26 protein-coding genes and 1 tRNA gene are annotated in these 26590 nt (G+C 42.9%); 12 read left to right on the forward strand and 15 right to left on the reverse strand.

Going from position 1 to position 26590, the window contains the following annotated elements; all coding sequences use genetic code 11:
• Positions 1–9 precede the first annotated feature (9 nt).
• The 3 genes from queE to dpdA (MTO69_RS08450) are packed head-to-tail and all read right to left on the reverse strand — an operon-like array spanning position 10 to position 2984.
• Positions 10–675, reverse strand: coding sequence for a 7-carboxy-7-deazaguanine synthase QueE (gene queE / locus MTO69_RS08440; protein ID WP_248328303.1), 666 nt, complete (start codon positions 673–675; stop codon positions 10–12).
• Positions 659–1774, reverse strand: a complete 1116-nt coding sequence (gene dbpB / locus MTO69_RS08445) for a DGQHR domain-containing protein DpdB (RefSeq protein ID WP_248328305.1) — start codon at positions 1772–1774, stop codon at positions 659–661. The genes queE and dbpB overlap by 17 nt, the downstream gene beginning before the upstream one ends.
• The gene (gene dpdA / locus MTO69_RS08450; protein ID WP_248328307.1) at positions 1767–2984 is read right to left on the reverse strand and encodes a tRNA-guanine transglycosylase DpdA; all 1218 of its coding nucleotides are present in this window, start codon (positions 2982–2984) and stop codon (positions 1767–1769) included. The genes dbpB and dpdA (MTO69_RS08450) overlap by 8 nt, the downstream gene beginning before the upstream one ends.
• A gap of 109 nt (positions 2985–3093) precedes the next feature.
• Between dpdA (MTO69_RS08450) and MTO69_RS08455 the strand changes: the two genes are divergently transcribed.
• The 4 genes from MTO69_RS08455 to MTO69_RS08470 all read left to right on the forward strand — a co-directional run bounded on the left by MTO69_RS08455 (position 3094) and on the right by MTO69_RS08470 (position 8098).
• Complete coding sequence (locus tag MTO69_RS08455; protein ID WP_248328309.1) at positions 3094–4026, forward strand: hypothetical protein; 933 nt, start codon at positions 3094–3096, stop codon at positions 4024–4026.
• The gene (gene dpdA, locus MTO69_RS08460; protein WP_248328311.1) at positions 4023–5408 is read left to right on the forward strand and encodes a tRNA-guanine transglycosylase DpdA; all 1386 of its coding nucleotides are present in this window, start codon (positions 4023–4025) and stop codon (positions 5406–5408) included. Before MTO69_RS08455 ends, dpdA (MTO69_RS08460) begins: the two co-directional genes overlap by 4 nt.
• Before the next feature lie 5 nt (positions 5409–5413).
• A complete protein-coding gene (locus MTO69_RS08465; protein ID WP_248328313.1) occupies positions 5414–6637 on the forward strand; it encodes a DGQHR domain-containing protein in 1224 nt (407 codons plus the stop codon).
• A 570-nt stretch (positions 6638–7207) separates the two neighbouring features.
• Complete coding sequence (locus MTO69_RS08470) at positions 7208–8098, forward strand: 6-carboxytetrahydropterin synthase (RefSeq protein ID WP_248328315.1); 891 nt, start codon at positions 7208–7210, stop codon at positions 8096–8098.
• 408 nt (positions 8099–8506) lie between these two features.
• On the opposite strand, the gene mobH is transcribed toward MTO69_RS08470, so the two are convergent.
• The 5 genes from mobH to MTO69_RS08495 all read right to left on the reverse strand — a co-directional run bounded on the left by mobH (position 8507) and on the right by MTO69_RS08495 (position 13206).
• Positions 8507–10066 carry a MobH family relaxase gene (gene mobH / locus MTO69_RS08475; protein WP_248328317.1) on the reverse strand — a complete coding sequence of 520 codons (1560 nt, stop codon included), beginning with the start codon at positions 10064–10066 and terminating at the stop codon, positions 8507–8509.
• A gap of 38 nt (positions 10067–10104) precedes the next feature.
• Entirely contained in the window at positions 10105–10635 is a 531-nt protein-coding gene (mobI, locus tag MTO69_RS08480; protein WP_248328319.1) for a conjugative transfer protein MobI(A/C), read from the reverse strand.
• A 107-nt stretch (positions 10636–10742) separates the two neighbouring features.
• Positions 10743–10931, reverse strand: coding sequence for a helix-turn-helix transcriptional regulator (locus MTO69_RS08485; protein ID WP_248328321.1), 189 nt, complete (start codon positions 10929–10931; stop codon positions 10743–10745).
• 119 nt (positions 10932–11050) lie between these two features.
• A complete protein-coding gene (locus tag MTO69_RS08490; protein WP_248328323.1) occupies positions 11051–11902 on the reverse strand; it encodes a hypothetical protein in 852 nt (283 codons plus the stop codon).
• 77 nt (positions 11903–11979) lie between these two features.
• The gene (locus tag MTO69_RS08495) at positions 11980–13206 is read right to left on the reverse strand and encodes a tyrosine-type recombinase/integrase (RefSeq protein WP_248328325.1); all 1227 of its coding nucleotides are present in this window, start codon (positions 13204–13206) and stop codon (positions 11980–11982) included.
• Positions 13207–13495: 289 nt separating this feature from the next.
• On the opposite strand from MTO69_RS08495, the gene MTO69_RS08500 reads away from it, so the two are divergent.
• The 7 genes from MTO69_RS08500 (at position 13496) to MTO69_RS08530 (ending at position 18282) form a co-directional block, all read left to right on the forward strand.
• Entirely contained in the window at positions 13496–13819 is a 324-nt protein-coding gene (locus tag MTO69_RS08500) for a hypothetical protein (protein ID WP_248328327.1), read from the forward strand.
• A gap of 533 nt (positions 13820–14352) precedes the next feature.
• Positions 14353–15243 carry a hypothetical protein gene (locus tag MTO69_RS08505; protein ID WP_248328329.1) on the forward strand — a complete coding sequence of 297 codons (891 nt, stop codon included), beginning with the start codon at positions 14353–14355 and terminating at the stop codon, positions 15241–15243.
• Positions 15221–15607, forward strand: a complete 387-nt coding sequence (locus tag MTO69_RS08510) for a hypothetical protein (protein ID WP_248328331.1) — start codon at positions 15221–15223, stop codon at positions 15605–15607. The genes MTO69_RS08505 and MTO69_RS08510 overlap by 23 nt, the downstream gene beginning before the upstream one ends.
• A gap of 18 nt (positions 15608–15625) precedes the next feature.
• The gene (locus tag MTO69_RS08515) at positions 15626–16816 is read left to right on the forward strand and encodes a hypothetical protein (RefSeq protein ID WP_248328334.1); all 1191 of its coding nucleotides are present in this window, start codon (positions 15626–15628) and stop codon (positions 16814–16816) included.
• Between the two features lie 3 nt (positions 16817–16819).
• Complete coding sequence (locus MTO69_RS08520; RefSeq protein WP_248328336.1) at positions 16820–17173, forward strand: hypothetical protein; 354 nt, start codon at positions 16820–16822, stop codon at positions 17171–17173.
• Positions 17174–17181: 8 nt separating this feature from the next.
• The gene (locus MTO69_RS08525; protein WP_248328338.1) at positions 17182–17409 is read left to right on the forward strand and encodes a hypothetical protein; all 228 of its coding nucleotides are present in this window, start codon (positions 17182–17184) and stop codon (positions 17407–17409) included.
• A gap of 243 nt (positions 17410–17652) precedes the next feature.
• Positions 17653–18282: a hypothetical protein gene (locus tag MTO69_RS08530; protein ID WP_248328340.1), complete on the forward strand. Its 630-nt coding sequence runs from the start codon at positions 17653–17655 to the stop codon at positions 18280–18282.
• Positions 18283–18695: 413 nt separating this feature from the next.
• On the opposite strand, the gene MTO69_RS08535 is transcribed toward MTO69_RS08530, so the two are convergent.
• From MTO69_RS08535 to MTO69_RS08545, 3 genes are all read right to left on the reverse strand, one after another.
• Positions 18696–18783: transfer RNA gene (locus MTO69_RS08535), tRNA-Ser, on the reverse strand.
• A 145-nt stretch (positions 18784–18928) separates the two neighbouring features.
• Positions 18929–19378 carry an L-alanine exporter AlaE gene (locus MTO69_RS08540; protein ID WP_248328342.1) on the reverse strand — a complete coding sequence of 150 codons (450 nt, stop codon included), beginning with the start codon at positions 19376–19378 and terminating at the stop codon, positions 18929–18931.
• Between the two features lie 219 nt (positions 19379–19597).
• Complete coding sequence (locus MTO69_RS08545; RefSeq protein WP_248328344.1) at positions 19598–22027, reverse strand: hybrid sensor histidine kinase/response regulator; 2430 nt, start codon at positions 22025–22027, stop codon at positions 19598–19600.
• A gap of 129 nt (positions 22028–22156) precedes the next feature.
• Here MTO69_RS08545 and MTO69_RS08550 point away from each other — a divergent pair, with 129 nt between their 5' ends.
• Complete coding sequence (locus MTO69_RS08550) at positions 22157–22726, forward strand: UPF0149 family protein (RefSeq protein WP_248328346.1); 570 nt, start codon at positions 22157–22159, stop codon at positions 22724–22726.
• 201 nt (positions 22727–22927) lie between these two features.
• Here MTO69_RS08550 and MTO69_RS08555 read toward each other — a convergent pair whose 3' ends face one another.
• The 4 genes from MTO69_RS08555 to pal form a co-directional block, all read right to left on the reverse strand.
• The gene (locus MTO69_RS08555; protein WP_248328348.1) at positions 22928–23983 is read right to left on the reverse strand and encodes a potassium channel family protein; all 1056 of its coding nucleotides are present in this window, start codon (positions 23981–23983) and stop codon (positions 22928–22930) included.
• A 96-nt stretch (positions 23984–24079) separates the two neighbouring features.
• On the reverse strand, positions 24080–25141 hold the full coding sequence (gene nadA / locus MTO69_RS08560) for a quinolinate synthase NadA (RefSeq protein WP_248328350.1): 1062 nt from the start codon (positions 25139–25141) through the stop codon (positions 24080–24082).
• A gap of 129 nt (positions 25142–25270) precedes the next feature.
• A complete protein-coding gene (gene ybgF, locus MTO69_RS08565) occupies positions 25271–26044 on the reverse strand; it encodes a tol-pal system protein YbgF (RefSeq protein ID WP_248328352.1) in 774 nt (257 codons plus the stop codon).
• 15 nt (positions 26045–26059) lie between these two features.
• Positions 26060–26587: a peptidoglycan-associated lipoprotein Pal gene (pal, locus tag MTO69_RS08570; protein WP_248328353.1), complete on the reverse strand. Its 528-nt coding sequence runs from the start codon at positions 26585–26587 to the stop codon at positions 26060–26062.
• Between the last annotated feature and the right edge of the window lie 3 nt (positions 26588–26590).

Consider the following 26590-nt stretch of genomic DNA (forward strand, 5'->3'; position numbering starts at 1 on the left):
TCTCTTCCTCTATGCGATTTGCAAATACTTATGGGTTTGTACGGACAAACGCCAATTATTCTTGATACAAGACTCAATGCAGAGTTCTGTCGCTCTTCTTCGCTGACTGATAGGTTGCAACCCAACAATCACGTCTTGTCGAACATCAAATTCTTGGAGGAGTGCCTCTAAATTATCAATATCCTTCTGCGTACCAACTGGATATTTAATTTCGTTGGCTCGAGACATGGCCTGCGCTTTAATGTCCAAACCACCTTTCATATCGAGTTTGGGTGATACCGTGACCCACGTTCTATCGCTTGTAACAACATCAAATGTACCACTTGTTTCAATCTGACAGGTGAAACCACTCTTCTCGAACCTGGCAGTGATCTCTCTTAGGTCATATATACAAGGCTCACCACCCGTTATCACTACGTGCTTGGCTGTATAACGCTGTTGGCATTCTTCAACAATTGTTCCTGTTGGAACTTGGCACCAACTATCACTTTCCGTTCGCTTATCTCTAATTGACTCAAGCGAAGTTTGTTGGTCTAAATTAACTTCCCACGTGTGCTTGGTATCACACCACGCACACCCGACAGGGCAACCTTGCAACCTCAAAAATACGGAAGGTACGCCTGTAAATACTCCCTCACCTTGAATGGTCTCAAAGATCTCATTGACTTTTAGCAACTAAAACACCTCTTTCAAGTTTGCCATACACAGTTGTTAAATATTTCGTCACCATGGATATGTCTTGACTCAAATTTTGTAACTGATTCCATTTTCTAACGATGGGTTCTCCATCTATGTCGTTACCCAACTCCCAGTAACCCTCACTCCATGAACAGTAGGGTTTGATGCGAAATAGTTGCTCTACACTGTACTCAAAAAAATCTTTGCCCGGTTTTTTCGCTAGATATGAATAGTAAATCTCATCAAACAACTGCCCCAACGCGATGATACCCACTCCATGAAACAGGCGAGATTCCCTTGGTTTTTTACCCCAGTCATCATAAAAAATTTCTTTCACTGCTCTGAAATAATTGCTTAGGAGATCAACTGCATCTTTACAATCTTCCTCAGCATATTTGCCATGGGATAATTCACAAAAATCGTACAAAGCTCCTTCTCGCAAACTATTGTCAACCATTTTCATCATAGAACTGTCCGCTATCAACCCTTCTGGATTGGTGGTTAACTTAATTAATCCCTTAAGGGGGGATTCGGACTTGTAATTTAATAACTGAACTATGAATGAGGGTAACCTCTTTCGTGTCAAGTCTTCATTAAAAATGCCGCTGGCATGTGGTAGTAACTCATTTATTAAGCTAAGGGGAAGTGGTCTTGCAGAGTTGATCAGTAAAAACTGCTGTCTTTCGAAATCGGTGTCATCATTTATAAAAATACATACAGGATAGTTAAAATCCAATCTACCTGAACGTCGCAATGCGGCTACCCTCTGCTGACCATCAACTAACACAGCGCTATTGGTTTTCTCAGGGATGTGCAAGGTATAGATCCCTTCCCCCTTAGACTCAATACTTGTTTTTGAGGTAGCACATATTATGATCGAGTTGGGAATGACAGATTTTTCAGAGCAAATATAGTCTGTGATGTTGTCTACATGTTTTTTCAACTCTGTTCGTTGATACCCCATTAAAGAGTTGTCATCTGAGCGAAATATTCTTGAAATAGTACAAACAGACTCTATTTCAGCAATATTCATTGTAGTGACGAACAGCTTAACCTCATGGCATTGCTCCACTCGAAGAGCGATTTTTTTAAGCATCAAGTTGGCTCACTCCTTTGTAGAAGTCATACAAGTTATGAAAACCTCTGCGTTTATTGCGTTCGGATCCTCTATAAATAATTACTTCGATACCCAAGTCACGACATATAGCGCAACGACAGCGTTTCCATGGTTTCTCTTCCAACGTTCGTGTGTATACCGAATGCAACTTGTCCCTTCTGTTGCTCAGTACATCTTCATAACTCAAAACCGATTCCAGTGCGGTCTGCAAATCTACTATACCTTGGTCATAACCACGCAGTGCATTGAGGGCGTTGACTTCCATACTTTTGACCAATTGCTGGTCCAGTCGACCTGCTGCAATATTGCGTTTAACCGACTGATTTTCCCCAGATTGAGGTATACGAATCGCACTATAGGTTTTATCTCCAAAACGAAAATTCTTTCTGTTATCTAGAAAGGCTTGCTTGAGTGGCGTTGTCGTATCAATACTGCTTACATTCAATGAGCGAAAGTCCTTCAAAAACTCAAGCCTTCCGATACCTAATAAATGAAGCTGAATCCCATTTCTAGAATGATCTTTAATTTCGCTTAAAAGACGCAGGATCTGATGTGAATCAAGCGTAATTATCCCTCCAAGAGTGATGTGCTTATAACCCATCTTCTGCAAACTCACCGCAGATTGGACGTAACTCTCTAGATTCCAGCCCTGTGCGACTCCATAAGGAATAAATCCGTTTCCTTTAGAATGATTATAAAATTCTTCTGCGTTTTCTAGAGTGATAGCAACTCGCGACTCTTTGTCTTTAGGCAGTGAATCTTGCTCTCTGCTTCGCTCATCACGATAGCCAAAAACGATGTGATCTAACGATATCCCTCGGTCAACCTTTGTTTTCACATAAAACTCGATCAGCTCATCTACCGGATAAGGTGGTTTTGCCTCTTTCATGTATGAAAACGCACCGCTGTCTCCCATGACCTCAAAATTTTTGCCGAGGCGAAAAAAACGATGAGCACCTTCACGAAACAGTCTGTATCTCTGACCTTCTGAATAGCGAGTTTTATTTGGCTGACCTGGTACCCCTTCCACGATAGCTTTAGAAATTAGTAAACCATCATAAGGGCGCCTAAGGATTTCATGGGCGTAAACGTCATCTCTTTGTCTAACGTGCATCAATTCACGCTTCTCGGAAACAAAGTCAAAGTTTGGGTCAACAAAATCCTGACTATCAGGAAAGTAGTATTTCATCTTTGTTACCTCCTGAAACTAAGCATATACGAATTTTGGAAATCCAGCTACTCTGGAATACTGGCTTCAATGAAAGCGTAAAGCTAGAATGCACGCTCAGGAGAAAGATATGACCAGAACACACTTAATCATTCCTTGTACAGCAAACAAAAGCTTAGGATCCAATTCATGCCTAGAATTAAGTCAAGTGGCACAAGGCGACTTGGAAGAGTCGTTAAAAGCTTGGTTAGAGTTATGTGAAGACGCATCAGAACTGAAAAGAGCGGATGAACTGTATCGAGGACAAGCATTCAAAAGGCTAAAGGTACTTAGCCAGGACTTTGGTTTGAAGCTTCATATAATGTCAGCAGGCTTTGGTCTTGTATCCTCAGAGACTCCCCTACCTAACTATAATGCTACGTTTTCACCTGGAGAGAACTCTGTACCCCTACCGACTTCAGAGTGGTGGCGATCGATTACATCCTCTTGTGAACTCAGTACTAGCTTTAATAAACTCGTTAGTGAACACCCAGGAGAGCATTTCATCATCTGCGCAAGCAATGAGTACCTGAAAGCGATACAGAAAGATCTACTCGATACGTTTGAAATTTTGGAGTCAACAGGGGCATATATCAGTGTCGTCGCAATCAACGTTCCTCAAACGTTGAAACCTTACGAGTCGTCATTCCTAAAAGTGTCAAACAGAATATTCAACCATCCTCGCTGCTCAACATTTGGACTTAGCAAAACCGCTCAACATGTTACCAGCATGGCTACCTGTTTACTTGTTGAAGCGTTGAGTGATACAAAAGACACATTCGATGCTATTATTGCTCGCTTGAAGTCGGAAATTGCGGCATTGGAGAAGCCAGAGTCAAAGAAAAGACAACCGCAAGATGATGAATTCATAAGGAAATTCATCGACTCATACCTAGAAAAATCGGTAAAGCCATCAAAGACGGGAGTACTCCGTGAGTACCGCCAATCAGGGTATGCATGTGAGCAAAAAAAACTCTACCGCTTGTACCATAATCAATTAGACAAAAGAAAAGACATAAAGTGACTAAGTTCCGTTTTTTTTTCCCAGACAATAAAGATTTTGTCGACCCTCAATTCGATGGTCGAGACAACAGCCGTACCAAGTATCATCGCCAGTACGATGACGACAACTACCCGCATGAAATTCTTAAAGAACTGCCTTATGACGGGATGCTAGTTTCGTTAGCAGGTGTTGGCACTATGCAAAAACGTGGCAAGTATTATGAGCAAGAACTCACAGAGGACTTCTACTTTTACGGAGCCAGGGAGTTTTTGCGATTAAACAAACCTAAGTTCGCCGACGTCAAGTTGATGGGAGATTGTGGTGCTTTTGACTATCACAACGAGTTTGAACCACCCTTCACGGTAGACGAGCTTATCGAATTTTACGATCGAGGCGGCTTTGATTACGGTATCTCTCTCGACCACATCGTATTCCCCTATGCGAGAGACGACGTAGCTAAAGAGTCCCTATCACATGAAGAGATCGAAGAGTGTGAACGCCGCATAGCGATCACGTTACGAAACGCAAAAGAGTTCTACACCAAAGCTAAAAACTATCGTTTTGAAGCATACGGTGTAGCACACGGCTACGACAAAGGTTCCTTCATACGTTCTGTAAAAGAACTTCAAGAGATCGGTTATCGCAAGATAACCATTGGGGGTATGATTAAGTCCAAAACAGACGAGTTGCTTGAACTCCTCGAGTGTTTAAGTGAAGTCAGAGAGCCAGATACTGAGTTCCACTTGCTAGGCATCTGTCGCTTCGAAAACATTCCTGCTTACGTAAAAGCGGGGGTTACCAGCGCAGATAGCACGTCTCCTTTGATGCAAGGACTAAAAGGCGGAAAGTACTACACTTTAGGCGAAAATGAGCAGAAGTTTCAAGAATCACTAGTAGTGCGCGTACGCCAATGTGACCACGACAATGTGCAGAAGCATATTGACAAGCACCGAGATGAACTTAGAGCCCATATCACGACTCTAAACGAAAACGATGAGTTTGATATCGATCTATCAAACACAGCGTTATCTGTGAATGAGTGTATAAAAAAATTGGAGCTCGACTGCCTCGAGAAACTACAGAACTTTGACGAGACCGGTCTAGACCTTGAAGCCACAGTTAAAGCACTTATTGCCTATGAAAAGGTCACTAACGAGAGTTACCTACCCTCCAATTATACTCCGACGAAAGCAGGTCCTCTTAAACGCAATGAAGAGAAATATAGAGCTTTCTTAGACCAGCGTGCTTGGAGAAGTTGCCGTTGCGGCATCTGTGAAGGCGGTTTGATGAACATCTTGTTCCGCTCCAACCAATCAAATAGACGCAGGGGCATTCACAACTTAGCTATCGTTACGCAACATAAGAATCGCATAATAAAGTCATTACAATCTCAATCGAAGTAAGAAAAATGACCGAAACACTGAAGATAAAAGTAATACAAGAGAACGTTAACGGTGTAACCGTCTACACAGGTTGGGTTGAAGGTAAGAAAGTTCGAGATGTAGCTAAGATTGTACATATCACTCGTGAAGGTGAGTACATTCAGGGATACCAACGTAACGAACTTCCCAAGCATATAGAATCAATCACAGACTACGTTGAGTCTAAGAACTCAACAATTTTAGCTAACCTTGTGATCGGCTTTAATAATACAGTAGTGTTCGAGCCTATCGCTGAAGGCTCAGAATTTGGCCACCTTATCGTTCCTTACGATCCTGAACTGCCATCAAGCCAACTTCCAGGGGCAATAGTCGATGGCCAGCAAAGATCAGGTGGTGTAAAGAACAGCCACCATGATACATACCCGTTGCCGGTTTCTATCTTTATTTCTGAAGACGAAAACGACTATATACAGCAGTTCCTAATTCTTAACTTAGGCAAACCACTAACTTCAGTGCAGCTTAACGCACTGGCACTATACGACGATATATACAAGCCGCCAGCACTTGCTGAGAAAGCTTTCCCGCTTTCCATTTGCGAGGAGCTAGGGTTCAAAAATGAAAAATCTCCACTGGTTGGGCTTATAAAATCAAATGGTAATAAGGATGGCATAATCGCAGAGTCTTCCATTACAGAGTTTGTAATGAATGTTAAACGTCAGGCATTGCAGACTATTGGGGTTAGAGTATATCAGGACCTAGACTGCGAAAAGAGGGAGGAGTTTGTTCAAATTCTGGTCAATTTCTGGAAAGCTGTGACGGAGGTCTTTGCGGAAGACTGGGCTTTGAAGTCGAGAGATATGAAAAGAACATACATCACTCACGGTACGTCGATCATTGGATTTTCGTATCTTTGTAGACATATGCTAAGAACATTCCAAACACCAAACAAAAATGTTGGTAATGAGTCAATTCTAACACATAAACTACCTTCTACGGGCTTCTTCAAAAAAGAGCTACACCTGTTGAAAGATAAGTGCAACTTCAGCAAAGGGTATTGGATTCTTGGTGTAGCAAGGAGCCACGATTTAGAGGGCAAAGCCAACCCTGAACTCGAAGCTCTCCCTTATTCAAGACGTTGGAATGACTTCCAAAACACTACGTCTGAAAAACAGTTATTTGCTACCAACATCTTGAGGCTATATGAAATTAGTAAAGGTTGGAGAAATGACTACCCCATTTTCATCGAATAACTAACCAACAACTCAGAGAGAAGGGGAACATCCTTCTCTCCTTTTCATTTTACTCATCGAGGGAGTCCATCAACTCGTAGAGTACTCCCAACCGTTCGTATCCACATATGTCAACCATTTCACGTAACTCCCTGTCAGTTACTTGATTGTTCTGAGCCTTCTTTTTTAGGTCCACCCAGCACTCAGATTCTATGTGTGGTACGATCTGACCGCTCGATACACCTATCAAAAATGGCCTCACCTCATACTGGAACAAGCGAGAGGTTATCAAACTCAATTTGTATGAATCCATTGTAGTATCTCCAGAACATCCCCTAATATTGTAATAGTTCCAACTCATTTTCTTCGCTAGGCAGAGCCCTAGAGTTTGAGTTCTCACGCTTAAGGCTATCACCTAATTCATCGCCGATTCCAGTATTTTGGTCTATTAAAACGATTTGGTGTGTAAAAAGTCTATGCGCCCCACTCCTTAAAACATATTGCTCCCTATAAAGGACCACATAATAGGTAAGCTTTGGGGTATACTGACTCTCATTGAAAAATGGCTATCTACATCATTAAGGTCTTATTTTGAATCTATTTGTCAAAGCGCTAACGGTCATCGATGCTTCGTATCTTTGTTCTAAACGAGGTATGGTGGGTGAAAGTTGGATTTTAGATATTGTTCTAACAGGCCAACTCAATGAAATGAGTATGGTACTGGATTTTGGTAAAGTTAAATCACAGATAAAATGCCTCGTTGATCAACTTGTTGACCATCGGTTACTCGTTCCTCTGCATAGTCCAATGATCAACGTAAGTGATGTAGCTCAAGGCTATAGGTGTGTGGATCTGATACGCGAGAGCAAAAGTATCCACTTGAATTGTCCAGAAGAATCATACTGTTTCATCGAAGCAAAAGAGATCACAACTGATACCGTCACTGGCCATATCTCTAAACTGCTGATGGGGGTGTTACCGGATAATGTGGAAGGCTTGACTATCACTTTGCGTTCAGAGCAGATTGATGGAGCATTTTATCACTATTCACATGGCCTCAAAAAACATGATGGGAACTGTCAACGTATTGCTCATGGTCATCGCTCCGCAATTGAGTTAATTGTTAATGGCCAGAGAGATGCCCTGCGCGAGGAGCAATTCGCGAGACGTTGGGAGGACATCTACATAGCTTCTTTGGAAGACAAAGTTTGCGTAAAACAGCTGGCATTAAGTTCTCATGCTAGTTGTATTGACGACGAAAGTCACTATGGATTTAGTTATGTGTCACCACAAGGCAAGTTTGAACTCGCTATCCCAAAGTCCGAAGTCGAAATCATAGAATCCGATACTACGATAGAACTACTAGCAAGCTACATCGCGGATGAGGTACATAAGTCGTTAGATAGTAGTCAATCTCTCAGTGTCATTGCATATGAAGGAGTGGGAAAAGGAGCTACAGCTCACCGTTATCCCGATGAATAACTGCACCCGCAGAATCAAAGGTTACTAGCTTCCTATAAGTTCACATGTAATCTAGAACGGTCAAACCACCAAATCTTTGTGTATTAAAGAAGTGGCTCCCACCTACGCTTTAAGTCATCGCAGAAATCTGGAGGCCAACCATCTGAGTTTTTATTGTAAAAACAACATCTTAATAACAAGAAGCATAACTAGGAAATACAGTAAGTTTTCGATTGCTGAGAGTTTTCTAATCAAGCTGTTCATATAGTCACCACGTAATGTAAAGTTAAGTAACAACACCTTGAGCAAAAGGTTGTTTTACCCAATTACAATAAACAGTTTATCTATTCGCCACTTAAACCCCCACTAACCTGAACATACGAGAGTTTAAGTGGTCTCTTAAAAGTATCATTTTAGACAATAAATTCGTTACGCAAATACCACTTTCTTACAAGATTTCAGTTTCGAGTATGCGTTGATCTCAGTGATACCAGCAATTCCTGAGGTTAGGAGTAAATCAACTGCTGTTTCAACATCTTTCTGAGAGAGTGTTATAATCCCATCCGGAGATGCTTGAAAGCCATTTTCAACCAGAAAAGTAGTAATCGTCTGAGTATTTTTCTTGGATGCCATGTAACTTTCATTTGGCGCTTTGCTGACTTCTCCGGCCTTATGCTCGGGTGAGATATTGGTACCTGAATCACTCGTGCTAAAGCCAACCTGGCGTTCAAAAATGGGGTTGTTTCCTTTCGGTACATCAATCTTTTTACTTATCTGGTGCTGCTTTATCGACCAGATCCTTTCAACTTCCGGGAAGACATATGATGCATCAGTAACCTTCAAACACTTCAATCTAACCGGATTCTCAGGAGTACCTAAGACTTCTGGACAAATGTCGAAATATATTTCATCACCATTAGAGTCTGCAAATCCCTCTTCAATTAACGCTTTAGCCAAAGCCACAGGTCTCTTGGGAACAGAGTACTCTATATCATCTAAATGCTCTCTCAAATCAGCTACCGCCCTATTCCAGGAGATATAAAGTTCGTGGTCGATGTACCACAATACACCATCTACTTGGTTGACCTCCCACTGTCCGATCGAGACCAAGTGCATAGTAAATTTTTGAACAAGTTGAAAGATCGCCCTTCTAATGGGTTCTAAACTCCAACTCGGGTGCTGGTACGAAAGATTGAACTTAACCGATGACCTGTCCGCTTGACTTACTATAGTTTGCACTTGGTTATCATCGCCTAGGCCCGATATCGCATTCCATAGCTCAATACAAATATCTTGCCCCTCCAGACAGTGAGAAAGCCAACCCCATGTTTCTGCTGGAATGGTCATCATCGAGAGAGCTACAGATGCTTGTTTATGATCGTTGTGTCGATTTTTCCTCCAAGCGACGAAAACTTCATCAACATTGTTCTCTGTAGCCCACTCTTCCAAAGGCAGGTTACTCAGCGGGCACCATGTTCTTTTCCAATCTCCTTGCTCTCCATTAGAAACAATCATATCAGTAGCAATTTTTCCTATATCATGATTCACACTGGCCAATATTACCGCAGCGATCCTATAACTAACGCATCTCTGACCAGCATGAAATTTCCCAGTAGACGATGAGAAATGCGAGACCTGTGCCCTTTTTGCTGCACGCTTAGTTACGTCTAATAAATGACAAATTAACCCGCCAGGACCACTATGATGATGATATTCTGATGCTGGTAGGAGATTAACTCGTGATATAACGCTGGTTATAACTGGTAATATATACTGATCAAACTCATGAAATTTTAACCCACTCGACTCGCGAATCTCTCTTATATAACTATCAAACTTCGATAAAATTACATCTGTTGAAAGTATTGGAATTCCTCTTCTTTCTTCTGGGTAATTTCCTTTATACTCCTTAGCTCTTGTTTTTGATTCATCATTATTGTCATTAGAGCTAATAAACACACTGAATAGCTTAGTAATTACTTTTAGCATATAAACCCCTTTGTATGATTACGTCTAAAAAAACAGCATTAGACATATTTACTTTTATATTTGGAAATAGATTCACTTGTTGGTTGAACTCTCTGTTTTGATGTGGATTTCTCAATATAAACATTGAGCAACTTGCTCGCTTTTAAAATATTTTGATGAGCCTTCATTAGGGCAGCTTTTTTAACCCTAACCGGATATAGAACCTCCTCAATACTTTCTATCAATTCCATTTCCCAAGATTCAGCATGCTTGAACTTAGAAAGACAATACTTATTATTTCTTGGTGTCACTATCGGTTTAGCTAACCTAGTGATTCTCTGATTGTTCTTAACGAAAATAATGCGAATCCATCTGATACGAAATGAAGAACCATGGAATTCCAACGAAAGTTGATAGTTTGTTTTTTCATTTCGATCCCGACGCCTATATCTATCCACTTCACGCTCTGCGACCTTTCTCATCCAGAGTTCATAAACGTATTTACTTTCCTCGTATAATTCGTCGAGTTCGTTTTGTATGGCTACCAATGAGTTCATGTTTAAACCTATATTTATAGCTAGTTTTTTCAAGTGACAATTTACCTATAACAAATGTAGTAACCCATTGTTCTATCTTTGTGACCTATATAGTCCTGCTCCCATAGTGATGACAATGGGTTACCATTTTCACCTTAGAACTATGATTTATTTTTATATGCGCTCTCTATCCAAGAAAGTACCTCTGATTTTAACCAACCTCGAGTATTGGGTCCCAAAAGCACACCAGATGGGAAATGCCCCTCATTTATCCATTTGTAAATTGTCGACTTACTAACTCCTAGAAGTTCTGTAAGTTCATTCAGTCTCAATACTTTTCCATCTGTCATACATATTCCTCTTTAGCGTTGATTAACAGACATAAGACTATACTGATGTCAATAAAAATGCTTGGTAGTAAAAAATATTTTTTACTACCAAGCATTTAATTACAGACTAATGAACTGTGTTACTTAACTACAGAACTATAAGAATCACGTGCAAATGAAATATATCTATCCAAAGTGGAAAAATTCTTATCAGAATATTCGGTAGATGCTAATTCATTCAATAATCCAGAGACTATGCTTGCAACTGAAACCGAATTAGTTTTACTCCTTTTAATAGAGCCGTATAACTCCGGATTTTCTATCAATTTAACCAAATAACCAACAAGAAGAATTATATCCTCTTCACTACTTTTCCTGTTCGGTGGTAGGTATACATTCCCTTTTTCAAAACATGGTTTAGATAAATCTGTACCAAACTTAGGTAACCACTTACCATTTTTATGAAACCTTTTAATCCTCTCAATGTCTTCAAACTTAACAAATACCTTAGCCTCATCAAATATAATACCATTCACGCCAAAGTCATACCCAGTTGCATAGTAATTAATATCATAATCATCGATTATTGAACCTTGTATTCTTTTATCAAATTCGATAACTATATCCATGGATTTATCTAATAGTTTATTTACAAACTTTTCGGTCCCAAGGTGAATGTCTTGAACACAATAACTCGGTATAGACCACATACCACTAATTTCACACTCGGCCCTGACCGAGAATAATTCATCATTAATAAAAGCATTTACCTGATACTTACTTTTATCTAGTCTAATATTTCTATCTTCACTTTCAAGCAACCCACTAATGAATAATTCATTCAAAGAACTCACTTCGGTAGTTGCTCGCACATTCTTAGTAAACTTCAAGTAAATATCAACATATTCATCCTGTGCATATCTCAGCAAATCTTCTGTAGATATACCTGTGATTTGACTTGCACTTTTTAGATTACAATCACTATACATCATGTTTTCTCCTTTAACTTAATTAAACACGTCAGCAAAAAATATTTCAGGTAAATTATGCTTCATCTATATTCATGAAATTAATTGACTTTTATTATTGAGTAAGATCCATACGAATTATTCTCAATATAGTCACTCCACCACTTCATTAACTCTCTACGCTTATCCAAGTACTTAGTTCGGTTATAAGCAGCTCGAATTCTGTTCCGTTGCTGATGTGCTAAAGCGGCTTCGATTACATCTGGATCAAAGCCCTGCTCGTTTAATGTTGTTGATGCTAACGAGCGTAATCCATGTGCTGTTGTACGCCCCTTGAAGCCCATTTTTCCTAACGCTTTATTGATTGTTTCTGAATCTGTATGGCGCTTAGGGTCGCGTACTGAAGGAAATATAAAATCTCGATGGCCACTAATGGGTTTGACAGCATCTAAAATTGCAATCATCTGCTTAGTTAGAGGGATTTCATGCACCTGCTTCATCTTCATACGACTAGCAGGAATTACCCAAAGCATGCGTTCAAGATCGATTTCATCCCAACGAGCACCGGCAGCCTCATTCGGTCTAGTCATTGTGTGGAGTTGCCATTCAATTAAACAACGAGTTGTAGTTTGGATATTCGCAGTCGCTACTCGTTGGACTAACTCAGATATTTCCTCAGGCTTTAGTGCTGCCATATGAGTCACAATTGGTTTCTGAAATACATCACGAATACCTATAAGAGGGTTTGTCTGAATCAAACCGTAGTTAACCGCATAGTTCATGATTTCATTCAGCAGTTGAGCTGTACGTTTTACCGTCTCTAACCTGCCGAGTTTTTCAAGGCGACGTAATGTATTGATCGCCATCGGTGCTGTTAGCATACAAATCGGTAAGCTACCTAGTTCAGGAAAGATATAGAGTTCTAGCTTTCGCCAATTGTCGTGAATTGTTTTAGGTTTAAGCCTGTTTACTTTTGAATCTCTCCACATCTCTGCCACCACGAAGAAAGTCATTGAATTTTCTTTATCACGTGCGGCTTTCTCTTCGGCCTTCATAAGTTGCAGATCGACACCCGCATGAACTAATTTGCTCAGTTCCAACGCCTTTGCTCTCGCCTCAACTAAACTTACCAGCCTAAAGCTTCCAAGCCCCATAATTGAAGGTCGACCCGTGCTTGTTCGTATATATCTAAATTCCCACGTTTTGTTTCCATTCGGTTTAACATGAAGATACAAGCCGCCCCCATCTGAAAGCCTGTAACTTTTCTCTTCACCTTTTGCATTCTTGCATCTTTGATAAGTCAATTTATTGGTTGCTCTCGCCGCCATATTGAATCCGACTCCTTATTCACCATTCGTATTACCTAGGTTACAACTAGGACCTAAAACTCCTAAATGCGTGATCAAGAGCACAAAAATCAAATCAAGAAAAAACACATCCTATTGATTAATAAGATAAATTTTATTGACAACCCAGTCATTAACAATAAATGGCGGAGTGTGAACTGGTGACTGACGCGCTAAACTAATCTTCGAAAGACAATAAATGTGATCGACATAACATTTTTAGGATCTAATTGGTAGAACGCGAATGCAAAGCTCAGACTGGATATCGAGAATGGAATGTAATACTTTAAGTAATATCAATCATTTAATTGATGATTGCACCAGATTTTGGAGATTTGAATCTAGTGATATCCTATTAAAGGGCATGCTAGATTTAGAGGATACAAAGATGATTGTTCAAGTGCTAAGCACATCAATAGCCTTCATAGTTGTAGGGATTATTGTGAGTCCGCAAACACCTTTGTGGCTCAACTGGATAGCGTATGGATATCTTTTTCTGATGATTTCGGTTGGCTTGTTTTTAATTAATGCAGAGCGTATAGCTCGTTATTTAGAGAAAAAATTGGATGAGATGAGAAAAGATCACGACAGTTAAAGACGAAAAATTAAAAGCGATATGGCCTGTAGTACAATTTTGTTCTTTTCTTTGAAAAGTTTAATCTAGATTGTACTTTTCTGAAAGATAACAAACAATGGGCCATCCAATTACGAACACAAGCACAAGAAATCCTACGCACATTCCTAAATATATTAACGCCCCGGTTGTCATATATAAGCCTCCCTTTAAATATTTTATTGTAAGAGCGGACAATCACTCTCGCTATGTAACTACTGCGCCCATTATAAATGTTAACATTAGCATAAAGTGACATATTTTAATAATGGACAAAGCAAAAGCGCAAATCCAGACTACACCCCTTCCAGCAACACAGAGCTGAATAAATAGATTGACTCGATAAAAGTCCAACCTGTACGAGATTATAGGTCTAAGACATAGGATAACGAAAGTATATAGGCCCAGAATCGTGGAATCGAGAAGGAATCCGTTGACAACTAATAGTAATTTTGGAAATAAATAATGACTGATAGAATCGAATTATCAATCAGTTACAAAACGGAAACTTTATTATGATGAATATAAAATCAATCACAGTCACGCTATCTATGCTTGCGGTTTTGAGCGGTTGTGCGGCTAAACCCGAGCCAGTAAATCCAGTGCCTTTTTCGGACAAAAACAGCTACGCCCTTAACGTCGCCAATCAGACTGTTTTGACACGCAATGACAGCCCTCTACGCGACTTTACTCAACAAGAGAAAGAGAACATTACGCTAGCAATCGGTCGAGCTAGATCTGGTGGCGACACATCAATGTTGTTTGGTGGTTTAAAGCTCTTAACTCTAGACCTTACGGGGGTTATAGATATTGCTGGTGGTGCTGCCGCCAATCTTGCGGATCGCGACCACGACTCAGGAAGGGATCAATGGATTATTGAGGTGGATGCCACTAAGTTTACTAGTGAACTAGAGGCGCAGAGATACATTCTGGATACACTTGACAAGGCTACTTTAGAAACCCTTAAAAAGTACGGAGATGTGAGTAAAAGGAACATCAAAGACAGTGGTTTTGTTTATGTTATCAATGACGACAAAAATGAATACAACATGGGGGGCTACCAGTTAAATAGCCCTAAAAAAGGCTTGCTCTCACTAAGAACTATTTCTATTGACCAAAAGGTAGGGGAGTTTTATACATACGGCATCAAAAATAGTGACTATCTGGTTGAGAATCACCTTGTAAAAGCAACCTCGCCACTATCACTCAGTGTCCGAACCAAAAAAGATATCGATTTAACAGAGTATTATAAGGATCTAACCAAAAATTTGCCTGAAGGGTTCTATCTATACATTGCCGCAATGCCTCAGTTTAGAGTTAACAATACTACCTATACCGACTATTCCGAGGTCTTACCCGCCATCTACACACAAGGCAAAAAGTATGAGTTCATCAAGCCTGAATAGCCTGTCTTTGTTGGTGAGCTTATTAGCGGTGTCGGGGTGTACCCCTGATACCGTCCAACCGCCATCGAATGCGCTTAACGATGTGTTTAACGAGGCAATCATTACCGGTGAATATGTCGATCGGCATAGCGGGGCAATGTTGGCATTTGATAGCGGTAGTGCAACGTTAATAACCGACCAAGGAAGCATGGAAAAGCCCGTCAAAGTCTCTGGTGATAAGGTGACGCTGCTTATGGGAGAAGGTCAAGATAGTCGAATCACGCGCCCAAACCTTGAACTTATCATTGCAAACAACGGCGATGTCTTGTTGTGTACCGCCTGTGCAGCAATGGGGCTGGATTCGCATTGGTATCGGAACAACTAACAAGATTGAGTATAAGTGATGAATAAAACACTGTTGGCGTGTTTGGTTAGCCTTTCGTTCTCGGCCCAAGCCGCTGTTTCTTTGGTTTCTGAAAATGACGATTACATAACGTTAAAGGTGAATGAGCGTTATGTGCTTGGTGATAACGACACATTAACCAGCGCAAAAGAGTTAACGCTCGAGCAAGCGAAAAAAGCTGCATCCGATTACGCTGGAACGTATGTCGAATCAGAACTTCATGTATCAAACCAAAAAATAACTAAACAACAAGTGCGCGTTCTCACTGCGGGATTTCTCGAGGTCATCGAGCGCAGAGACAGCCAATCTATTAATGGAAGCGGAAGCGTAGTGCTCGACACCGAGGCCAAGATAAAGCTATCCAAAGAGGCGATTCAAGATGGCTTGGCCAAGCTGAAGAGCGACCCCGAACGCAAAGCAAAAATGGACGCACTTGAAAGAGACAACCAGAGGCTTCGCAATGAAGTGCTCAACCTTACGCAAAAGATTAATGAGAGCGCCCGAACGGACTTGCTCGCTGAGCGTGACGCGGTGCTGGCTAAGTTGGATAGCAACCGTATTGCCGCGAAGAAAGTCTTTGAGCAAGGGACACTGTTTCAACTGGCGATGATTGATGGCCAAGATTATGACCTGGCCAAACAAGCCATTGATCGAGATGTGTTTGGTTATTTCAAGTCTCAAACAGAAATCACACTCGGCAACCCAAAGTTCAAAAAGAACAGTGATGGCACATACGATATTCATGTGCCGGTCGCGTGGAACATTCCGATGAGTCCAGTTAGAAATGTAACCTCAAACTACTTCTACACGTTCGAGAACAAAAGGTATTACCCACCTTATACGCTCGGTTTCCCGCGATACAAAAACGTTAGCGACGAAAAGAAAAAAGCCTACAGCGCCGATTTATTGGACTATATGACAAGCCATACAGTCGCCATTGAGATAAAGGCGGCGAACAAGGCCGGTTATCTACCAATTTCTGGAAAGACACACTTTTTCGCTGGGGAAGACTATGCATTTCAGTTCTCGAACGATTCAAAAAACAATGCAATGCTGGGATCGAATGTGGCCGGCAAACGTCACCATAATCCGGTGGTCATCAAAGGATTGACTCAAAGTGAGCTTAAGCAAATCACCTCCTTGGAATCAAAGGTGGTTGTGGTGCCCAACTCGAAATTTGGAAGGATGTAAATCATGAAGCATAGCGTCAGGTTCTGCGTTTTATTGATGACTGCATCAGCCTTTGCTCAAGAGCTTAGCGGATCGGCCTGTGTGCCTGATAGCGGTAATGCAATCAAGGATGAAACGATAGCGAGAGCGTTAGCAAAAGGGCAACTGGCCCATGAGTTGGGGGTTGAGGTCAACGCAAGAACCGAACTCAAAACAGTCACCACAGAGAGTCACCATAACGTTGAAACCACGGATGTTATCACTGAGCAGGTGGAATTGACCAGCCGGCACAAAGTACAGCGCGTAAGCACTGTCTCTTCGGGGTATCGCGTTCAAAACGGACAGCGCCACTACTGTGTCACAGTCAAACAAGGATAACTCACTTAATGGTCAAGACAAAAATTGCAATGCGCCAGTTTGAACACGAAATCGCGTCATTGCGCGAAAAATATCCGTCATTGCTAAATGCGAACTATCTCATTCAAGAAGTATCAATATGTGAGCGTTACTTGAGTAAGCACCCTGCACTAAAGTCATCGACAAAAGCAGCGACCGCGCCTAACACCTTTGCAAACTCAGCTCGCTTATTGTTACTAACGGGCAGTGAAAACTAGAGTAAGTACAAAAAATCACCTCTTTTCAAAGGGTGGTCAGCACTAGAAATCAATCTGGCCATCAAACAGAAAAAATCGATCCCAGACGAAGTTAAAATCACCTTTGTTGATTACAGTGAGTACAAAAAATCGCTCGGAGAGGTGGACAAAGAGCTGATCGCTGATATCGAGTAATCTCGTTAAGTTTGGAATTTTGGAAAACGTGATACAACGAAGTCGTCAACGCATACAAAGGAAAGAGCCATGCAAAAGAACACGTTAATAGCGGTCGCACTGTCGTCACTGACGTTGGTCGGCTGTACATCAACCCTTCAAACTGCTGCTGATATAACTAAAGATCAACTTGAGGCACAGGCCATCAAAAATGAAATGGAGCAAGAAAAGGCACAGGCTATTCTTGCTTCTGTGCCCCAATGGGTAATCAACCCACCGAAACCGGACGCTACAGGTGTTTATGGAGTCGGGGTTGGTGAAAGCTCAAAACTGCAGTTGGCCATTAAAAAGTCCGGCTTGAACGCACAATACGAACTCGCCAAGTCTCTAGGTCAAGAGCTATCAGGTAATGAGCAAAGTTATTTGCGCGATTCGTCAACGGGCACAACGGAGCAGTACACGCAACTTGTCGACTCTCTGGTGGCTGAAATTCCAATGCAGGGGTTCGAAGTGGTTCAGCAAGAGCTGGTTACACTGGATGGCAAGTTTACCTCCTATCAGCTTATGAAGATGCCCTACGAGCAGTTTAATCGAGCGTTAGATACTCGTGGCGCATCAACGCAGCAGGAAGAGATTAAGGAAGCGTTCACAGCGCTCCAAGAACGACTAACGCTTCGAAAAGGGAATGAAAAAATGTCCATCGATGACACTAAGCAATAGTTAAGTTTTGCATAGCAAACTTATCCAATCAAACGCTGCATACTTAGCCTAGTGATAGTTTCAGTCATTAGAATTGACGAAAAGTAATACCAGATTTGCCATAATTCAAGCGCCGGCCCCAAGAATGAAAAAGTATTACAAAGCCAAGAAATCCACTTTAACTTCAATTATTTAACTTGGAGCAATTTGCGCAGACCATTACATTTCTGGTATTAAAAATCCTTTTTAAAGGACTTCAATATTACTTATAAGTAATACTCTGTCACTCTTCTAAGTAATACCCGGCGTAAAAGTATTACAAAGAGTCTCGGATTCAATAGCACTCTATTAAACCGTATTAGAGCATAAGCCATTGATTTTAATCTGATCAAGATATAAAAAAAGACGTCCTAGGACGTCTTTCTTCAAGAATGTGGCGGTGAGTGAGAGATTCGAACTCTCGATACGTTGCCGTATACACACTTTCCAGGCGTGCTCCTTCAGCCACTCGGACAACTCACCGAATCAGATTGTGGTTAGCGCAATCGGCTAACGAGGCGCTAATTTAATGATTCTATTGGTATAGGTCAAGCCAAATAGCCAAAAAAATCCTAGTCTGTGGTGCAACTGGTCACTAACTGTCTAATTTGATCGGCAATAGAGCAAATTAAGCCTGTTGATAGTAGCCGGGGACTCTAAACCACTTACGACACATATCGAGGAAATAACCGTACAGTACGCCCATCGCACAAGAAACCACAGCATTGGAGGCAACTGCGGTTGCAATCTGTTCTGGTTGTGCGCCCACAGCAAATAAGATCGCCGCATAAACCGGTGACTGGAACAGCACATACGCCAGCAAGTCTGATAGATTCTTCATCATGCTTGATGGCGATACACGATAGCCTTGCTTGAGGACATAGTCACGAAACACTCCGTAAGGCCAGGCGATCGCAATATTGACTGGTATTGATAACGTCCTTGAGGCCAATGATTGCTCGAATGTCATACCTGACACAAAAACCTCAATAATCATTCCCGAAACAAAACAAAACACGACCATCGCAAATGTATCTGCGGCGGCATGGCGGATGCAAAAAGGCCCACGCGACTTCATAAACAACACCAAACAAAAAACCAACATAATCAATTTAAAAGGAACCATAAACCAGATAATAAGCAACAACCCAGTTTATAGCGCTATTAAAACATTATTTCATTAGTTTTAAATTTCAAAGTTTATTTGCGAGGGTGAATAATGCACCAAATCTAGTAAACAAACTAGATTAAGTCACTATCACGCTAGAAAAGCCGTAGAATTTGCTTTAGATGAAAGTTAATTACAGTAATCTTTAACCAGAAGGGTCAGCACATCAAGGTCTTGCTGAGGTGGAAAAGTACCTTGTTTTAAATGGCGTTCGATGGTGGCAAGCGTTTGTTGTAACTGCGGTGTTTCGATGGCGGCAAGCTCTTCGCCAATTAGCTCGAAGCGGCTCTGGGCGTAAGATAGATCTTTGTTCTCTATCGCCATGTAGAACAGCGCCAACGGCTCTTCTAGATTGACTGAGTTGGCGGGTTCAATAAGATTTGGATGAGGACGATACTGATAGAGTTTATCTGAATAACTCATCAGAGCGTCATCGAGTTCAATTTCGTCAATAGGTTTAGAAATAATATAGTCAACGCCCGCGCCAAGCATCCGCTCTCGAGTATCTTTAAACACATCGGCAGTACAACCAAAAATGAGCACATTCGCTTTGGCACTATTTAAGCTTCTAATCGCCGCTGTTGCGTCTACGCCGTCCATGACAGGCATATGGTTGTCCATCAGTACGAGATCGTAGTTATCGTTCGCCACCGCGTGCACACCGAGCTCACCGTTTTCTACGGTATCGCAGGCAAAGCCCTTGTTGGTCATAAAGGTGGACAAAATGATGGCATTGGTTCGATTGTCTTCAACGATTAAAGCTCTTAGACCGTGATAATCGAGTTTTTGATTCTCGGCAAACTCAGCGTAGGTTGGCTCACACTGCTCGACTTTCAATCGTACTTCAAAACTCGAACCGATCCCGACTTCGCTGGTGAGTTCTATTTCACCCTGCATCAGCTCGCACAGCTGTTTTACGATAGCCAGTCCAAGACCGGTTCCGCCAAATCGTCGTGTCGTCGAGGATTCAGCTTGTTCAAATGGCTTAAAGATTTTCTGCTGCGCCTCTTTAGCAATGCCGATCCCTGTGTCTCGTACTCGGATCAATAGATAGACTTCGCCATCTAGCTGCTCCTCTTTGAAGTACACTTCCACATAGCCGCGCGAGGTAAACTTGACCGCGTTGTTGAGTAGATTGAACAGTATTTGCCGTAATCGCGCCTTATCACATAGGTACCAACGCTCGTTAGGGACTTCTGAGTACACTTTAAACTGTAGGCCCTTCTCCGAACACAGGGTGTAATACACGCTATTGATACTGCCGATAATTGACTCAAGCGGAAATGGCGAGCTCTCGAGCTCTAGATGCCCCTGCTCTACTTTAGAGAAATCGAGGATCTCGTTGAGTAAGGTCATCATATGCTCACCGGATTCGTACAGAGTTTTTAGGTGCTTGCGCTGCTCGTCATTTAAGTCTGTCTTCAACAGGATTTGCGCGGTACCAAGAACACCATTCATCGGGGTGCGGATTTCATGAGATAGGGTGGCTAAGAATGCACTTTTAGCTTTGGTTGAAGCTTGTGCTTTGACTTTTTCGCGTTCGAGATAGATGGTTTTGTGATTGAATGAGTCAATCAGATATTTAATTTCATCTTGGCTATGATAGTCCGTTTCGATAATGCCGCCCTGCTTCGAGTTATCAACACTGCGCGCAATCGTGATGATCGGCGAAATCAAAAATCGATCGATGAGAATATAACCTAGCATGACACACGCGAGCATAATGGGGACAATCGCCGCCTCGACTTTCGAAACCACATTGTAGACTTGATCAGCCACCAGTTGATTTGCATTGACGACTTCAACACTCCAATCGAAACCACCAAATTGATGTCGGCTGATATAGACATCTTCTGCCAATTGAAAGTTGTACTCTGTCACCATGTCGCCATAGCCGTCGCGCAAAATCACCCCTAGCCCATACTCTTCGGCGTGTTGGCGAACAAACTTAACTAAGCTTTCCAGCGAAATGTCGACCGTAGCGACTCCGGCAAACGCTCCATCAACGTAGTATGGTGAAGAGGCGGTAATCATTTGAATGTGCGTGAAAGGGTCGATATAAACTGGCGACCATGCGACGGTGCCGCTCGGTTTGTCGACCACCGATAAGTACCAGGACTCATTTTCATACCCACCCAATGCTGGGTTGTTCCAAGATTGAAGCTGGTCAATTTGGCCGTCGCTGGCACGGCTGAAAAACAGGCTGGTGTAGGCAGTATCCGCATCGACTGAATAGGGTTTGGGCCATATCCCCCCACTTATCGTCACGCCATCGATCAATGCAAACAGTTGACTGAGTTGCTCTGCTTGATGTGACTGATCATCATTAAAGCCGCCAATACTGACAATCGCCTTTAAGATACCCAGTGACACGTTGACCGGATGAAGAATTTGCTCGGAGATGATCTCGGTTCTTAGGTCGAGGTTTTGTTTCAAATTGTCACGGGTAGGAGGCTCAACCACTAAATAGCTAATCGTACCGATCAACGCGACCACCAAGGCTAAATAGATGGCCAGCGCTAGGATGCTTTTCCTTTTGAGTGACGAGCGTATTTCCATAAATCTTTGAATTTTGTCCTTTTATAGAAAATTATAGTGAATAACTGCCTACAGCAACCTTTTTATCTCACAGTTTGGCTGTGTTACTATGCCGCCATCACAACTTAAGCTCGATATAGGATGCCTATTTTGACACTACAACAACTACTTGCTTTGCCTGAACTGGAACAGAAACTGATTAATGAGGCAAAAACGCAGGGCTTTGTCACCGCTATGGCAGCGGCACCCAATATATTGCCCCCTCATGAGTGGCTACCGTTTCTGTGGGGCGGAGAGGAGGTCGCGCCCTTTAGCGATGGTGAACAACTCGAAACCTATATCGAACTTATTGTAGCAATTTGGAATGAATACCGCCCTGCACTACTTGAAAATCGCTGGCAGTGGCCTGATGGATGCCGATTAGACGAAGAAGAAATCGTCACCCAAGAGACCAGAGATTTCTGTGAAGGGGTTCTTCAAGGCTGGCAACTTGCCCGCGATGATTGGGAAACTATCATGCCAGAAGATAGCGAAGACAACGCACTACTTGGCGGCGTGTTGCTTTCATTGAGCATGCTTTACGATCCGGAAACTTCCATTGCGACGCTCGCCGAACAGGGCATTGAAGGCCTTGAACAGTTTGAAGAGATTTTTAACGCAATGCCAACCATGCTATGTGGGTTAACCATGCGCGGTACCATGCTGGCAGACCAGGCTTAACTCACTCTATTGAAATCAAAAACGCAGCTCAGAGCTGCGTTTTTTTCTCAACCTATTTATACCAAACAGCATAAATATCTGGTCATTCTTGCTGGTTAAAATCGCTGATAGCATCGTTATAGATTTTGTAGGTAGGTCAACTAGCTAGCTGCAATCTATGCCTTGCTTTCAGCGATTTTTCCTGCGCAATTATCTGAACACCTACTTATCCCGTTTGGTATTAGTTAGCGCCGATCGCCAATCAATCTGCTCGATGCGTTCATCGGCAATGTAAAAGATTTTGCCGCCTGGGGTAATAGTGCGCGCCAGATCTGGATTGAGCTCAATCCCCTTTCCAATATCCACCGCGATAAGTGTGGCTTGATAATGGCGCTTGAGAAAGTCAAACGCCGTTTCAACCGACAACGGATCAAGGTCTAGCGGATAGAGCGTGGAGTATTGGGTCATACCGCGAGTCGAGGCCAATAATTCTTGATGAAGCGCACTCGAGCCTGGATCAACCGCTGACTTCGCCAGCATTTCTGCGCCAACAGCCGGTATACACTCGGCATTCGGGCAGTGTTGGCTGAGTAGATGGCTCAAAGCCTCATCCTTGAAGTAGGCTAACAGATGAGCGCTCGGGTTAACATTGGCGCAATATAGCGCCGCCGATAAGGTAATGTCGTCTTCTAAGTTATCGACGACGATGCAGCTGGCGCTGTAAATCGCCGCCTTGGCCATCTCTTGGCTATCGGTGTAACTGTTGACTTTGACAAAGCCAATCTCACCTGGCATCGGGTTTTCAATATCAGAGCGGCTACACAACACAATCGGACGTTTGCCCTCTTCTTCATGTTGCAACATCCGAATCAAATGAATAGTACGCTGCCCATTCCAACCTAATAATAAGATATGATTGTCCACACCCACTCTCCGTTTACCTAATACACCTGCACGCCAGTAATCCACCGCCCCTGAAGCCAAGCGTCCAATCAAGGCTGCAAACAGCGACAAACCTCCAGGAATGACAAACAAAACCACTACCCACTTACCCAGAGGTGTGGTTGGTGACAAGTCCCCGTAGCCCACCGTCGATGCCGTTACCATCAGAAAGTAGATAAACGTCGATACTTCCTGGGTCAGCGCTTGCTCACCACTGACGGATAACAGCAACCAAGATAAGCCAATGTAGGCCAATAGCAACAAGGCTAAGTTTCGATTACTTAGGCTAAACAGGTTTGAATGTAGCCACTTTCTAAAAGTTATCCAAAGGGACATAGTGCTCCTTGTTACAACGCTGGTTTTTGATCGAACCGATTCAGTGTAAAAAACCAGCCTAGTTGGCTGGTTTCAAAACACAGGGTCGAGCGCTACTTACGCATTGCCTTTCACTTGCAGATTAAGCTGCTCAGCAAAGTCCAACATTCGGTTGAGAGGAATCAGTGATTTCACCCGCACTTCCTCATCAACAAAAATCTCGTGCTCTTCTCCACCATCACGCAGCGCAGACTCAATGGCTTTAAGGCCGTTCATCGCCATCCAAGGGCAGTGAGCGCAGCTGCGACAAGTTGCGCCTGCACCTGCTGTCGGCGCTTCGATCAACTCTTTCTCCGGCACCAACTGTTGCATTTTGAAGAAGATACCCTTGTCTGTAGCAACAATCATCTGCTGATGCGGCAGCTCCTTGGCAGCCTTAATCAGCTGACTGGTTGAGCCTACGGCATCAGCAAGCTCTACAACACTAGCTGGAGACTCAGGGTGAACCAGGATTGCTGCGTCAGGATATAAACCCTTCATTTTACGCAGCGCGTCGGCCGAGAACTCATCATGTACCACACACTCACCTTGCCAAAGTAGCATATCAGCGCCGGTTTTATTGGCAATGTAAGAGCCTAAGTGACGATCTGGCCCCCAGATGATTGGCTTGTCTTCAGCATCCAGGTGCTCAACTATTTCTAGCGCGATGCTCGATGTCACAACCCAATCGGCGCGTGCTTTGACCGCTGCGGATGTATTGGCGTACACCACCACTGTGTGGTCAGGGTGCGCATCACAGAACTCAGTAAACTTATCCGCAGGACAGCCAAGATCGAGTGAACACTCGGCCTCTAACGTTGGCATCAGAATGCGTTTTTCTGGAGTGAGAATCTTAGCAGACTCCCCCATAAAGCGGACACCTGCAATAATCAGAGTGCTGGCAGGATGGCGGTTACCAAACTTAGCCATTTCCAATGAATCACCAACAAAGCCGCCGGTTTCTTCAGCCAGTGCTTGGATCTCAGGATCGGTATAGTAGTGAGCGATCAACACTGCATCTTTGTCTTTGAGCAGTTGTTTGATATTGGCAATATGTGCCTGCTGCTGCTCTGCTGTCAGTGGGACGGGCTTTGGAGGGAAAGGGTAAACTGTTTCTATTTTGTCTAATATGTGGCTCATTGCTTTTGCTCTACGCAACTTCCGATAATCCGGCTATTGTAACCCCAACTTCGACGAAGATTCCAGTTTCTCTACGGCAACAAAAAAAGGAGCGATGTACGCTCCTTTTAGAAATGACCACAAGCTCGGTTATAGATGCTCTTGAGCGAGCTTCGCTGACGCGCTGTTTGGGTATTCAGCGACGACTTGCTGGTAGTACTTCAACGCTTGTGCTTCGTTGTTGTTACGCTTAGCAATATCGCCCAGCTTCACCAATGCATCTGCACGCTTGTTGGAGTCTTTATACGTCACCACCGCAGCAAAGCTTTTTACTGCTTCCTTATCTTGCTTCTTAGCAAAATAGAGCTGGCCTAACCAGTAGTGAGAGTTTGGGGTAAAGCTTGAATCCGGGTAGTCCTTTTGGAACTGTTGGAACGCCGCAATGGCACCGGTGTAATCACGCTTTTTGAGAATCAGGTCGACTGCATTTTGATAAGCAGTTTGCTCGTCCACGTTAGAGCTAAAGGTTCCTGCCGCTTCAGGTTGAGTGTCCTCACTGAGCTCAACTTGCGCTGTGGGCTTAGCCACTTGCTCACGCAGTTTATCCAGCTCGATAAAAAGCTCACGTTGGCGCTGTAACATTTGCTCCATATCGTAAGTACTTTTTTCCAACTGACCACGCAGGTTGCTGATTTCAAGAGACATATCATCAAGCTGTTGCTGCATCTGCAACTGGACTCGATTGCGGTTTTCCAATAGGCGCTCTAAGCGCTGGACATCAGTTTCATTGGCAGAAACTGAAGACGTTGATCGGGCAGTCGTGCTACCGCTTAGATCGGATACTGGAGCTGGTGCAGCGAGCACTTGGCTCGCTGCACTTGCCAGTAACGTTAGCGTAAAAACGCGCTTAAGGTTACTGAACATGAGGCAATTCCTCTATTAGTACACGAGAACTGCGCGGCGGTTCTTCGCGTAAACATCTTCTGATTGACCTAGAAGAAGTGGTTTCTCTTCACCGTAGCTAACGATAGAGATTTGATCGGCTTGAACACCTAGCGCTTGTAGGTATTTAGATACCGCACTTGCACGACGCTCGCCAAGAGCGATGTTGTATTCAGGCGTACCACGCTCGTCTGCGTGACCTTCAATTGTCACGTTTAGCGCAGGGTTCTTGCTTAGGTATGCAGCGTGTGCAGCAAGCATCTCTTCGTAGTCACCAGCGATAGTTGCGTTGTCAAAGGCAAAGTAGATAGTTTGAGTTTCGCGTAGCGCTTGCTCTTTTAGCTCTTGCTCTGATAGTTGACCGTTTTGATCAATTGGCGACACAACTGTGTTATCAACAGTTTGAGTCTGGTTAGTTTCAGTAGAACCAGAAGTATTGGCTGCGTCATCGCTTGAGCTACATGCGGTAACGGCTAGTACTGGTAGCGCAATTAGAAGCCCTTTAAGAACTTTGTTAAGTTGCATTGT

It is taken from the genome of Vibrio sinaloensis, assembly GCF_023195835.1.
Lineage (GTDB): Bacteria > Pseudomonadota > Gammaproteobacteria > Enterobacterales > Vibrionaceae > Vibrio > Vibrio sinaloensis_C.

Excerpts from the sequence above, each read along its gene's own strand:
- dbpB (WP_248328305.1), bottom strand. The coding sequence starts at position 1,774 with ATGCTTAAAAAAATCGCTCTTCGAGTGGAGCAATGCCATGAGGTTAAG.
- dpdA (WP_248328307.1), bottom strand. The coding sequence starts at position 2,984 with ATGAAATACTACTTTCCTGATAGTCAGGATTTTGTTGACCCAAACTTT.
- MTO69_RS08455 (WP_248328309.1), top strand. The coding sequence starts at position 3,094 with ATGACCAGAACACACTTAATCATTCCTTGTACAGCAAACAAAAGCTTA.
- MTO69_RS08465 (WP_248328313.1), top strand. The coding sequence starts at position 5,414 with ATGACCGAAACACTGAAGATAAAAGTAATACAAGAGAACGTTAACGGT.
- mobH (WP_248328317.1), bottom strand. The coding sequence starts at position 10,066 with ATGCTAAAAGTAATTACTAAGCTATTCAGTGTGTTTATTAGCTCTAAT.
- MTO69_RS08485 (WP_248328321.1), bottom strand. The coding sequence starts at position 10,931 with ATGACAGATGGAAAAGTATTGAGACTGAATGAACTTACAGAACTTCTA.
- MTO69_RS08490 (WP_248328323.1), bottom strand. The coding sequence starts at position 11,902 with ATGATGTATAGTGATTGTAATCTAAAAAGTGCAAGTCAAATCACAGGT.
- MTO69_RS08495 (WP_248328325.1), bottom strand. The coding sequence starts at position 13,206 with ATGGCGGCGAGAGCAACCAATAAATTGACTTATCAAAGATGCAAGAAT.
- MTO69_RS08500 (WP_248328327.1), top strand. The coding sequence starts at position 13,496 with ATGGAATGTAATACTTTAAGTAATATCAATCATTTAATTGATGATTGC.
- MTO69_RS08505 (WP_248328329.1), top strand. The coding sequence starts at position 14,353 with ATGATGAATATAAAATCAATCACAGTCACGCTATCTATGCTTGCGGTT.
- MTO69_RS08510 (WP_248328331.1), top strand. The coding sequence starts at position 15,221 with ATGAGTTCATCAAGCCTGAATAGCCTGTCTTTGTTGGTGAGCTTATTA.
- MTO69_RS08515 (WP_248328334.1), top strand. The coding sequence starts at position 15,626 with ATGAATAAAACACTGTTGGCGTGTTTGGTTAGCCTTTCGTTCTCGGCC.
- MTO69_RS08520 (WP_248328336.1), top strand. The coding sequence starts at position 16,820 with ATGAAGCATAGCGTCAGGTTCTGCGTTTTATTGATGACTGCATCAGCC.
- MTO69_RS08525 (WP_248328338.1), top strand. The coding sequence starts at position 17,182 with ATGGTCAAGACAAAAATTGCAATGCGCCAGTTTGAACACGAAATCGCG.
- MTO69_RS08530 (WP_248328340.1), top strand. The coding sequence starts at position 17,653 with ATGCAAAAGAACACGTTAATAGCGGTCGCACTGTCGTCACTGACGTTG.
- MTO69_RS08540 (WP_248328342.1), bottom strand. The coding sequence starts at position 19,378 with ATGAAGTCGCGTGGGCCTTTTTGCATCCGCCATGCCGCCGCAGATACA.
- MTO69_RS08545 (WP_248328344.1), bottom strand. The coding sequence starts at position 22,027 with ATGGAAATACGCTCGTCACTCAAAAGGAAAAGCATCCTAGCGCTGGCC.
- MTO69_RS08555 (WP_248328348.1), bottom strand. The coding sequence starts at position 23,983 with ATGTCCCTTTGGATAACTTTTAGAAAGTGGCTACATTCAAACCTGTTT.
- nadA (WP_248328350.1), bottom strand. The coding sequence starts at position 25,141 with ATGAGCCACATATTAGACAAAATAGAAACAGTTTACCCTTTCCCTCCA.
- ybgF (WP_248328352.1), bottom strand. The coding sequence starts at position 26,044 with ATGTTCAGTAACCTTAAGCGCGTTTTTACGCTAACGTTACTGGCAAGT.
- pal (WP_248328353.1), bottom strand. The coding sequence starts at position 26,587 with ATGCAACTTAACAAAGTTCTTAAAGGGCTTCTAATTGCGCTACCAGTA.